We start from the raw sequence: 10,547 nt of genomic DNA, 5'->3' as shown, positions 1-10,547 counted from the left end.
TGATCACCGTTCGTCCATTTGTTGTAAACTCGGAGTCCGCCAATGAACCCGACCAATCCACCGACTGCTTTCAGGATGAGTTTGATGGGATCCCAATAATCTTTGATGTCACTTGCGGCATTCGAGATCGCTGTTGCACCGCCTTGTGCGAAAATTGGGGACATCGCCAACATCAGCAAGGCAACGGCTAGTACTTTCTTTTGGATCACTTTGGTGTTGAAATTTTTTTTCATCATTTTTTAAAATTTTAAGTTAGTTATATGGGTTTGTGTTTTCTTTACTGTGTGGAATGATAAACCTTTTCACCGTCGTAGTTCTTAACTAGTTTGATGGAGGTGTGTGCAAGACTGACCATTTTTTTCCAATACTGATCATTCTCTTCTTGTAGTGTTGGTTTTGGAATCTGAACTATTTCTTCCGCTTCAGTTTGGGATTCAACTTTTTCTTCGGGTTCGGTTGCACTTTTCTTTTCGGGTTGCTCTGATTCTTCTTTAGTTTCTGAAACCTTAATCTCTTCCGGTGATTCAGTTCTGGGAATATCTCCGTCCATTTCTTCCTCGGCTTCAAATTTTCTTCTCATTTCTTCCAAATCAGGTGGTTCGAAAATTTTCGATGGATCGACAGATAATGGAGGATGAACCTTCTGAAAGGATTTCGGAGTTCGGATGTTTTCGACATCATCAATCTCGATGCGGCTTTCCGGCGGGCTTTCTGTTTTTGCAAAACTGACGAGGGAGAATTCCTCTGATTCATCGGTAACCGCTGTTTTCTCTTTCTTCAAAAACAGGTCATAGAAAATGTTTCCGGCATAATACAGAACGTAGATTCCTATTAAGATGAGTGAATATTTTAGCATTTGTGTTTTTGATTTTTGTGATTAAAGGGTTATTTTCAGTTCCTTGTTGATGTGGTCAATAATTTCTTTAAAGGGTCTTTTGACCGCATTTTTTTGGTCGTAATTCAGCGTTCTTGTGTTGATACTTTGAAGGCTGTTTCTCTTGTGTACAGAGTTTTCAAGGAGTAGCCCATATTTGGAAAGTTCCTCGTCCATTTCCTGTTGATTTCGGTATTTGTAACCTTTGTCGTATTTAGAGCGGATAAAGATGCGTTCTGCCTCACTTTCCAATAAACCAAGCATATTTTTGAAGACCAAAGTCGATTTTACCGATACATCGGAGTACTCAAAGGGAATAATGATGAAATCACTGTAAATAAGGACATCACTGTATTTCCGGTCAAGTGTTCCCGCCAAATCGAAGATGTAGATGTTTTCACTTTCCTTCAGTTCGATGACTTCTTCCAAATCCCTGAAAGGCGGTTTTGTATCATCCTCGCCGATGACTTCCACATCGTAGAGTTTGGGCAATTCCGATTCCTCATCATCCAGCCATTTAGAGTAGAAGGATTTCTGAAAATCGAAATCATAAACCTTAATGCTCCTTTCTGACACAATGGACAGATAATTGGCAAACGCAATGGCGAGGGTAGTTTTTCCGGCTCCGCCTTTTTGGGTAGCAAATGTGATAATCATTTTATTAATTGATGGTTGACGGTTATCTGTAATTTTATCTTCGCTTTTTACGTCTTTTTCTGAGTTCGTCTTCCGCGGGGTCTTTTCCCGATCCTGATGTTTTGGTGAACTGAAAAAACAATTCATTAACACTTTGGCGCAGTTCCTTTGACAGAATTTCATCTTCTTTTGTCTTTATGATCGGCTTTTCTTGATTCAGATTCAAAAATTTTTGATATTCTTTTTTGCCAATCAGATATTCTAGGGAGCCTACATAGTGAAGTTTTGAGTGGACAACATAATATTTTCCGTCTTCCGATTTTATGAGGTGTAGATCTTTTGAATTTTGGTTTTTCAGATAGTCCCTTACCTCATTTTTCACTGATTCGAAAATTTTCTTAGTCTTTCTGCTCTTGGTTTCAAAAAGCATAAAATCTTTCAGTATCGCTTCTGCATTGGTGCGTTTTAGATATTCCATCAGAATCTTTTTTAATGCATTGTCCGTAATGTTGTAGTCCTTTAAGCTTTCAAATAATTTTTTGTCAATCCTATCATCGGTTAACTCGAACAGTTCATTCATTTTGATGATGTCGTTTCCCTTATAAACCGTTTCGGTCTTGTGGTCAATCAGGCTGTATCCGAACGGTTTTTGTCCGTCTTTGTAGTGAAAGACCACATCAAGTCCGAAAATATCCCGTAACTTTTTTTGCATTTCGCTTTCAAACTCTATTTTAGCTTTCCAGTCTTTGTGCTTTTCTTCTGGAAGCATTGATTCCCTTTTTCTTCTATCTTCTACCCTGAAGACTTTGTTGGAACTGAGTTCCCTGTATTTGGTCAAAATGGCTTTCAACTGCAAACTCCTGCTGTCTTTTGAATGCGGGCTAAGTCGGATTTTGCTGCCGTCGATGGTTTTGAGAGGTATGCCGCTTTTAAGTATATCATATTTTTTTTCATCATTTGTGTTTTGTGATAGTCTGTATCCGCTTCTTTCCAGCAAGAGTTCAAGTTGTTTTAGCGAACCAATTCTGTATTTCAGTAATTTTTCAAGTTCCTGCTCCGGCGTAATGCCGTATAATTTTTCGAGGGTTTTTGAGAGGGCTTTCTGCGCTTTTAACCGCTCGTAACTGTCATTGATCTTTTTTCCGGTTTCCTTGTCCACCCTTGTCGAAACAATGTGAACGTGGTTGTTCTCCGTATCGTTGTGGAAGACCACTATGTAGGGTTGGTTGCCATAACCCATTTCATGCATAAAATCGTCCGCAACCTTTGTGAGTTCTTCCTTCTGGTGTGCCTGAAACTTGGTGGAAATCACAGCGTGGAACTGTGGCTTTTTTACTTTGTCGCTTTTCGAGATAGATTTTAAATAATCCCGAACCTGCTCCGGACTGCTACCTTCGTTGATGAAGGAGGGAAAGTTTTTCAACAGCATCAGTTCTCCAGTTCCTTTCTCCACCTTTTTGTCGTTGTACTGAACACCGTGAAAATTGGAACTTGCAGAACCTAAAATCTTAACGATCATTGGCGATGAGTGAATAAATTTTTAAGAATATCTCATTTTGCTTTTCCTTCAAGTCAACGATGGTTTTCAGTTGGTTTTGAAAATTGCTCAATTCGGTTTGGGAAATAAACTTTTGGCCATTAACGATTCTCGCTATCTGATTGATGTTGGTTTCAATCTTGATGAAGATGTTGTCCTGTTTTTCAATGAACGCTAATATTTTTTTTCTCTCATCTTCCAAAATTCTGTTCTCTACCGAATCGATAATTAAACTGGTGAGGGAAATTTTTCTCTTGGAACAGATTTTTTTCCACTTTTCTTTTCGGAGTTTTTGAACCCTGATCAGGATCACCTCTTCCTTTCCTTCTTTTGTCATTTTTCATATCGTTTGTTTTTGTTATTTTTAAGGCAGATAAGGCTTGATCCAATTGGAGTATCCCTGTACTTCACCGTAGGTGTAATATGAGGTGGACATGGCATTGAGTGAGGTTTGGGGAATTTGAATCGAGTAATTTTCAAGCAATGCCGGGAAAAACTGGGTGGAATTTTCAGTATGAAGTAATACTATTTGATTGGGAATGTAGCCGATGTCGCTGTAGATGCTTGCTATACTGATAAAGGCGTTTCCTGTAATTGGTGCAGAATTGTAAGACCGGTAGATCTGGAATCTGACATTGACAATTCCGTTAACTTTTCTGAAAAGGACAAATCCTTTCAATCCTCCGAAATTTTTGGTTCCAATCGTGTAATATTTTGAAGAGGTTAGATAAGCATGACTGTTTCCGGAATAATTTACAGGTGCAGACCATGTTGAAGTCGCCGTTAAAGGATCAGTCCCATTTTCATCAAACGTCAAAACGATTCGGTATTCAGTCGGCTGTTTTTCTTTTGCAAAGTTTTGCCATACGTTACCATCAAAATAATACATTCCAGACTCGCTGACATTGATGACCTGCCCGGAAAGATTAGACGCCGGAGAGGTTACAAAGACTACCGCGCCCTTTTTTGTATTTGAATAAGATTTTGAAGCCAATTGGTCACCGGTAATTCTTGGTGGAATGATGCCATCGTAATGGCTGGGATCGTTTGGTTTTCCAACAACTTCAAAAGTTGTTTCAGGATTTGTGGTGTTGATGCCGACTTGTGCTTTTACCGATATGCCAACAATCAACAGAAAAAAATAAAGTAGTGTTTTCATCATTTTGATTAAAATTTCTTCTGCAAAGTTGAAACATCAAAACCGTGAAAACAATAGTATTCATGGGACGTGGACTAAATAAGACCAATCTGGACTATACTGGATTCTTGGAAGACTAAAAAAGAATAATCTGGACTATTCTGGACTCTTTGTTTAAAATTTCAGAAAAAACAGAAAACAAGTTCCGCCGTTTTTCTCCCCTTTTTGCAAAAAAGGCAAGATCGTCTTTGGTGATGCAACTTGAAAAGCTGTATATACAAAGACACATCTTGCAACAAAATTATACCGATTTTTAAGAGGACTGAAAAGGTTCCTCAAATGGTTATTTAGGGTTGTTTTGTGGATTTTTAGGAGAGTTGCTTTTGAAGGAAAAAAAATACGGAAATCGGAAAGAATTGAGGTGTAACTTTTTTACCCACGTTTGGAAGTAGGATCTAGCTGATTTACGCAGGGTGAAAACAAACCTGTGGCTAAATTACCCACGTTGTTGAAAAAGATGAGTTTATTTGGTGCAGGTTGGGAAGGAGGGTGTGTCTTTTTTTACCATTGAAATTTTTGTCAGAATGCTTATCATTTAGGAAAATTTAGGTTGGGTCTCTTTCACGCAGGTTGATTGTAAACCTGTGTTTATTTTTCGCAGGTTACTTTAATCATTGAGGGAATTTTTGGACAGGTTTTCGGATTGTGCGTGAACAAGAAAGATAAGTTAAACTGTCGTGGAAATTGGCAGTTTTGTAAGAATAGATAAGCATAATTTTACAATATTCAAAAGTAAAAGTATTGTTTAACCTTAAAAAAATGTCACTAATGAAATTAACTAATGACGAAAAAATTTTGCAAGAGATTGTAAAAAGGGCATGGGAAGACCTTGATTTTAAAAGGAATCTTATTGCCAACCCTGTAGAAACTATTGAAAAGTTTATTGGACGCCCTATTAATTTACCCCAAGAAAAAACCCTTTCTGTAGTAGATCAAACAAATTCTTCTGTGATCTACATAAATCTTCCGGCTAAGCTCGATTTGGAAGATATGGAATTGAATGAAGATCAGTTAGATGCGGTGTCTGGAGGGGATGGGATTGTAATAGTTAAACCAAATAACGCTGAAGGTAATATTTTTGGAGGAAGTTAAAAGAGAATTTGAACGTATAGATTGATTGAATCTATACGTTTTTATGTGTAAAGTTTTTATGAATAGGTTGAAAATTTCAAGTTTGATTCTTTGTTTTATAGCATTCATTGGATGCTATTCTTCCTATTTATTTTCGCAAAAATCAATTAATAATTCAATCCATGGATTTCAGATTCCTGCGGATAGTTTAATAAAAATTGGCGAAAAACATCAAGAAAAGGGAGATCTTGCTAAATCTATAGAATTCTTTGAAAAAGGTTTAGTAATCTATGAAGCCTCTAAAGACTATAAAAAAATTGGTGATTGTTACAGTTATATTGCAATATCACACTATTATAATGCTGATTACCCAAATGCTATTTCAAATTTTGAAATTAGTAGAAAAAATTATGAAAGAGTTGGTTATACAAAAGGGATTTCTTCAATAAACAATAATATTGGAGGAATTTATAATCATATTGGCAATTATGTAAAGTCTTTAGAGTATTATCAAAATGTTCTTAAGAACGAAAAAAGAACAGGTAATAAAGATATTATTGCTGCCACTACCCAAAATATCGGAGTAATATATACAAAACTGGAAGATTACGAAAAAGCTATTGAATATTTATATAAAGCAAATGAAATTTTTTATTTATTAAAAGACGAAAAAGGCATTGCTCAAAATCTGACTTCTTTAGCACATATATCTATCAAACAAAAAAAATATGACGAAGCTCAAAATAAATTAGAAAAATCTCTCAAGATAATCACCAAAAAAAAGGATGATCAATTAAAGTTAGATGTTTTACTAAACTTAGGATTATTATATCACAAACAGTCATTTCTTAAAAAATCACTTGAATACTATAAAGATTGTCTTCTTCTTTCCAAAAAAATGGATAACAGACAATACTTAAGTGAGTCAAAAATTGCTATTGGTAAGATTTACAATCAGTTTAATGAAAATAAATCCGCAATCAATTACTGCAAATCAGGATTGAATATCGCAAATGAAATAAATTCACTTTCTCTTAAAAAAGATGCATGTGACTGTCTTTACGAAGGGTATAAATGTGTAGGAAATACCAAACTAGCATTAAATTATTTTGAAAAATCAAAATTATTTAAAGATAGTTTAAACATAAATGAAACTTCCAACAAAATGATGAGCATGGAGTTTCAAAACAAGCAATTATTAGATAGTTTGGCTTTTGTTAATAAACAGCATGCGGTTCAGCTGAAACACACTCAAGAAATTCATGAAAGAGAAAAGCAGAGAAATTATATATTAGGTACTTTAGGGCTAATCGTATTATTGGCAGGAGGACTTTATAATAGATTAAACTTTGTTAGAAAATCCAAAAAAGCGCTTCAATTCGAGAAAGAACGCTCTGAAAAATTATTACTAAATATTTTACCTGAAGAAATTGCCGAAGAACTTAAAGAAAAAGGGAGCGTAAATGCACGGGACTTCAATCTTGTTGCAATCTTGTTTACCGATTTTAAATCATTTACTCAAACTGCGGAACTAATGACGCCGCAAGAACTGGTTGAGGAAATTAACATTTGCTTCAAAGCTTTCGACCTGATTTCAGAAAAATATAATATCGAAAAAATAAAGACCATTGGTGATGCTTATATGGCTGCAGGTGGTATCCCCATTCCGGATGATAAATTTTTAGAAAATATTGTTTTAGCTGGTTTAGAGATGCAGGAGTTTATGCTAATTCGTAAGTATAAAAATGATTTAATTAATAAGCCAGCATTTGAAATGCGTTTGGGAATTCACTCCGGTCCTATTGTGGCAGGAATTGTTGGGATAAGAAAGTTCCAGTATGATGTTTGGGGAGATACTGTAAACACCGCCAGTAGAATCGAAAGCAATGGAACCGTGGGCAAAGTCAATATTAGTGAATCCTTGTATCAGCTTCTTAAAAATTCAGATCTGTTCGATTTTGAATATAGGGGAAATATTCATGCCAAAGGCAAAGGAAATATTAACATGTATTATGTGGAAAAGAAATCATCCAAAAAGGAAATTTTTAAAGAAAATGAACTTTTTGCAAAGAATAATAGCTAAAAACAATTTTGTCAGATTTTTTGGCAAACTTCTCATCAATTCGCTATATATCTTTATATCATACAAAACAGCAAAGAAGATCTTTATAAAATAAAACAAAAAGCGATAAGAAAAACAAAAAATCATTTTTGTCGGTTTTTTTGGCAAATGTGTCTTCTAATGGCATAGTAACTTTACAGCATTCAAAATAGACAAGTCATGGAAGATAAAAAAGTAGAAGAAGTATTAAAGAGAATTATTTCTAAAGCTTGGGAAGATATAAATTTCAGAAAAGAATTGATTACCGACCCTATTAATACTATACAGAATTACACAGGAGCAAAAGTAATTTTACCTGAAGGAAAGGAACTTATAGTATTAGATCAAACAGATAAAAATAAAGTCTTTGTAAACATTCCAAGTGAACCCGATTTTGAAGATGTGGAATTGTCGGAAGATCAGTTGGAAACGATTGCGGGAGGCGGACAGATTTTATGGAAAAACTTATTGGATAATTTATTTCCTACTTTGAAAACTTACATGAAATTTTAAAATTTTAGCCATGGATACTGCTGAATTTAAAGAATTATATAAAGAGATAGTTACCAACGCTTGGGAAGATGCTGATTTGAAAAAAGAATTAATCTCCAAGCCTTTAGAAACTATGGAAAAGATAGCAAAAAAAAGATTAGACTTTGAGGGCAGAAGAATCTTGATCGAAGACCAATCAGACATTAATAAAATTTATTTGAATATTCCTCAAAGGATAAATTTTGAAAACTTAGAGTTATCAGAAGAACAGCTGGAAAAAGTTGCAGGAGGTGGTTTTTTTGATTTTTTCCTAGCGATATTTTTAGGGAAAGTTTAGAATAAAATTTTAAAAATAAAAACATGGAATTTACACAAGAACAAAAACTGTACGCAGAAATCGTACAAATAGCGTGGGAAGATGAAAACTTCAAAAAAGAGTTGGTTGCCAATCCAGTAGAAGCGATTGAGAATTTAACAGGGAGAAAGTTAAATCTTCCAAAAGGGAAAACTTTGGTAGCTAGAGATCAAACCGCAGAAGATACAGTGTATATTAATATTCCTGCAAAACCAGAAATGGATTTGGAACTAGACGAAAATGAGTTAGAAGTTGTATCTGGTGGAAGTTTAGATACATTAGGAGTTGCTTATGATGCTGCAAAAAAGATATACAATCTCTTTAATGGTACACAAGTTTAAAATAATCACTAAAAATAAAAACATGGAATTTACACAAGAACAAAAACTGTATGCAGAAATCGTACAAAAAGCATGGGAAGATGAAAACTTCAAAAAAGAATTAGTAGCAAATCCCATAGAAGCAATTGAAAAATTAACAGGAAAAAAATTAAATCTTTGTCAAGGCAATGGAAAACCATTTCAAGCAAATTCTTTTTTTAAAGATGAGGGAAAATATCTTGGAGGTGGGGCAAAAATTACTTTTTCTCTACCAATCAATAACAATTATGCCAAAGGAAATTTAGCGAAAAGCAAAATTGCAATTTCAGACCAACAGGTTTTTAATGAAAATCTTAAAAGGAATATTGAATTAAATATTTCCATTGCGTTAAATAATTTAGAAAATACTATAAGTGCATTAGAACAATCAAAACTGTCTTTGGATAGCTACAGAGAAGCATTTGAAAACGAACAGCTAAAGTTTAAAACAGGATTAACAACTTTATTAAATGTTATTTTATTTCAGGAAAGGTTAACTTCTGCTGAACTAGAATATTTAAAATCTCAACAAAGTTTTGCTTCGGCTATTATTAATTTAAGGCATGAGACAGGTACTCTCGTTGAAGGTGATGAAAACGGGTATCTTGTTAGAAAAGAAAATTACTATACCATTCCAAAATAAAAAAAACGAAATTATGTCAGCAGGATTTTTTAGAAAGTCGGCTTTAGAAAAACTTTCAACGCCAGAAAAATTAGATCAGCTTATAAAAGTAACCAACAGAAAAGCTTGGATTTCATTACTCACAATTGCTTTAGCTATTGGCACTGCTGTAGTTTGGTCAATATTTGGAAAAGTGAAAACCAAGATTGACGTTGTAGGAATTATTCAAGGTGGAGAGGTACACGAAGTTGTTGCTACTTCCCAAGGGCAATTGGTTGAACTCAATGTGAAAATTGGGTCACATGTAAAAAAGGGTGATATAATTGCTACGTTGCACCAACCGGAGTTGAACCAGCAAATAGAAGATGCAAAAGCAATACTAACCGATAGGAATTTCGAAATGGGAAAAATCGTGTCTTACGGTGGTCAAGGTTCTCAATTGCAAAATGAATATATTTCTCAAACAAGAAAAAGTATTCTGGGAGAAATCGATTCCGAGAAAAAGAAACTTGCATTTCTATACAACCAATTAGAATCTGAAAACACTTTATTAGGAAAAGGACTTATTATTAAATCTCAAGTTGCTAATACTAAACAACAAATTGAAGCATCTAAAAATACGATTGAACGACTAAAAGGTCAAATGGCCGAAACCTCCAGTCAACAAAACAATGTAAATTTTGATTTACAGCAAAAACTAACATTACAGAATCAGAGGATAGCTGAAGCAAAAAGAAATTTAGCCTTTCTGAATGAGAGATTTGATACTCAAAAAAACATTAGAAGTCCATATGATGGCGAAGTGGTGGAAGTTCTTACCGAAAGAGGAACTGTAGTTGGTACAGGTACACCTTTGTTCAAGTTGAAAAATCAGAAAGATGGCAATAAGAAGATAACGAGTGTTCTGTACATCCCTTCTAAAGACGGAAAAAAAATAAAAAAAGGAATGGAAGCATTAGTTTCTCCATCCACAGTTCAGCCACAGGAATTTGGGTTTATTAAAGGTAAAGTGACTTATATTTCCGATTTTCCTATTACACAGCAAGGAATGCTCAATTCAGTTAAAAACGATCAACTCGCAAAAGGTCTTTTAGCGATGGGACCACTCTTTGAAGTTCATGTCGATTTTGAAAAGGACGTCGATTCTTTTAGTGGTTTTCGTTGGACATCTGCAAAAGGACCCGATGTGAAAATTAAGGAAGGAACTTCGTGCATGGGAAAAATTACCATACATGAAGAAAGGCCTGTTACTATTGTGGTTCCTGCATTTAAGAGCTTTTTCGATTTATATTAATTAGGAAT

13 protein-coding genes are annotated in these 10,547 nt (G+C 34.6%); 7 read left to right on the top strand and 6 right to left on the bottom strand.

Annotated elements, in window-relative coordinates:
* The 6 genes from H0S70_RS01485 to H0S70_RS01460 all read right to left on the bottom strand — a co-directional run.
* Positions 1-236 (bottom strand): DUF4134 family protein (locus tag H0S70_RS01485; RefSeq protein ID WP_228453760.1); only part of this gene is annotated, 236 nt, incomplete at its 3' end.
* Between the two features lie 41 nt (positions 237-277).
* Positions 278-856, bottom strand: coding sequence for a hypothetical protein (locus H0S70_RS01480; RefSeq protein ID WP_188321448.1), 579 nt, complete (start codon positions 854-856; stop codon positions 278-280).
* A 21-nt stretch (positions 857-877) separates the two neighbouring features.
* Positions 878-1,531 (bottom strand): ParA family protein, encoded by a 654-nt coding sequence (locus tag H0S70_RS01475; RefSeq protein WP_188321447.1) that lies wholly within the window; start codon positions 1,529-1,531, stop codon positions 878-880.
* Positions 1,532-1,565: 34 nt separating this feature from the next.
* Complete coding sequence (locus H0S70_RS01470) at positions 1,566-3,029, bottom strand: relaxase/mobilization nuclease domain-containing protein (protein WP_188321446.1); 1,464 nt, start codon at positions 3,027-3,029, stop codon at positions 1,566-1,568.
* Entirely contained in the window at positions 3,019-3,384 is a 366-nt protein-coding gene (locus H0S70_RS01465) for a hypothetical protein (protein ID WP_188321445.1), read from the bottom strand. The genes H0S70_RS01470 and H0S70_RS01465 overlap by 11 nt, the downstream gene beginning before the upstream one ends.
* 27 nt (positions 3,385-3,411) lie before the next feature.
* On the bottom strand, positions 3,412-4,209 hold the full coding sequence (locus H0S70_RS01460; protein ID WP_185126725.1) for a hypothetical protein: 798 nt from the start codon (positions 4,207-4,209) through the stop codon (positions 3,412-3,414).
* 804 nt (positions 4,210-5,013) lie between these two features.
* On the opposite strand from H0S70_RS01460, the gene H0S70_RS01455 reads away from it, so the two are divergent.
* The 7 genes from H0S70_RS01455 (at position 5,014) to H0S70_RS01425 (ending at position 10,539) form a co-directional block, all read left to right on the top strand.
* Entirely contained in the window at positions 5,014-5,337 is a 324-nt protein-coding gene (locus H0S70_RS01455; RefSeq protein WP_188321444.1) for an NHLP leader peptide family RiPP precursor, read from the top strand.
* Between the two features lie 67 nt (positions 5,338-5,404).
* The gene (locus tag H0S70_RS01450; RefSeq protein WP_188321443.1) at positions 5,405-7,399 is read left to right on the top strand and encodes an adenylate/guanylate cyclase domain-containing protein; all 1,995 of its coding nucleotides are present in this window, start codon (positions 5,405-5,407) and stop codon (positions 7,397-7,399) included.
* A 198-nt stretch (positions 7,400-7,597) separates the two neighbouring features.
* A complete protein-coding gene (locus H0S70_RS01445) occupies positions 7,598-7,930 on the top strand; it encodes an NHLP leader peptide family RiPP precursor (protein WP_188321442.1) in 333 nt (110 codons plus the stop codon).
* Between the two features lie 10 nt (positions 7,931-7,940).
* Positions 7,941-8,246, top strand: coding sequence for a TOMM propeptide domain-containing protein (locus H0S70_RS01440; protein ID WP_188321441.1), 306 nt, complete (start codon positions 7,941-7,943; stop codon positions 8,244-8,246).
* Between the two features lie 23 nt (positions 8,247-8,269).
* The gene (locus H0S70_RS01435; protein ID WP_188321440.1) at positions 8,270-8,605 is read left to right on the top strand and encodes a TOMM propeptide domain-containing protein; all 336 of its coding nucleotides are present in this window, start codon (positions 8,270-8,272) and stop codon (positions 8,603-8,605) included.
* Between the two features lie 22 nt (positions 8,606-8,627).
* On the top strand, positions 8,628-9,266 hold the full coding sequence (locus H0S70_RS01430) for a TolC family protein (protein ID WP_188321439.1): 639 nt from the start codon (positions 8,628-8,630) through the stop codon (positions 9,264-9,266).
* Between the two features lie 13 nt (positions 9,267-9,279).
* The gene (locus tag H0S70_RS01425) at positions 9,280-10,539 is read left to right on the top strand and encodes an NHLP bacteriocin system secretion protein (protein ID WP_188321438.1); all 1,260 of its coding nucleotides are present in this window, start codon (positions 9,280-9,282) and stop codon (positions 10,537-10,539) included.
* Positions 10,540-10,547 lie beyond the last annotated feature (8 nt).

Origin of the sequence: Chryseobacterium manosquense, from assembly GCF_014623485.1 — a bacterium.
In the GTDB taxonomy this organism is placed as follows: domain Bacteria; phylum Bacteroidota; class Bacteroidia; order Flavobacteriales; family Weeksellaceae; genus Kaistella; species Kaistella haifensis.
This window is presented reverse-complemented; position numbering and strand designations above follow the sequence as displayed.

Excerpts from the sequence above, each read along its gene's own strand:
- H0S70_RS01480 (WP_188321448.1), bottom strand. The coding sequence starts at position 856 with ATGCTAAAATATTCACTCATCTTAATAGGAATCTACGTTCTGTATTAT.
- H0S70_RS01475 (WP_188321447.1), bottom strand. The coding sequence starts at position 1,531 with ATGATTATCACATTTGCTACCCAAAAAGGCGGAGCCGGAAAAACTACC.
- H0S70_RS01470 (WP_188321446.1), bottom strand. The coding sequence starts at position 3,029 with ATGATCGTTAAGATTTTAGGTTCTGCAAGTTCCAATTTTCACGGTGTT.
- H0S70_RS01465 (WP_188321445.1), bottom strand. The coding sequence starts at position 3,384 with ATGACAAAAGAAGGAAAGGAAGAGGTGATCCTGATCAGGGTTCAAAAA.
- H0S70_RS01460 (WP_185126725.1), bottom strand. The coding sequence starts at position 4,209 with ATGATGAAAACACTACTTTATTTTTTTCTGTTGATTGTTGGCATATCG.
- H0S70_RS01455 (WP_188321444.1), top strand. The coding sequence starts at position 5,014 with ATGAAATTAACTAATGACGAAAAAATTTTGCAAGAGATTGTAAAAAGG.
- H0S70_RS01445 (WP_188321442.1), top strand. The coding sequence starts at position 7,598 with ATGGAAGATAAAAAAGTAGAAGAAGTATTAAAGAGAATTATTTCTAAA.
- H0S70_RS01440 (WP_188321441.1), top strand. The coding sequence starts at position 7,941 with ATGGATACTGCTGAATTTAAAGAATTATATAAAGAGATAGTTACCAAC.
- H0S70_RS01435 (WP_188321440.1), top strand. The coding sequence starts at position 8,270 with ATGGAATTTACACAAGAACAAAAACTGTACGCAGAAATCGTACAAATA.
- H0S70_RS01430 (WP_188321439.1), top strand. The coding sequence starts at position 8,628 with ATGGAATTTACACAAGAACAAAAACTGTATGCAGAAATCGTACAAAAA.
- H0S70_RS01425 (WP_188321438.1), top strand. The coding sequence starts at position 9,280 with ATGTCAGCAGGATTTTTTAGAAAGTCGGCTTTAGAAAAACTTTCAACG.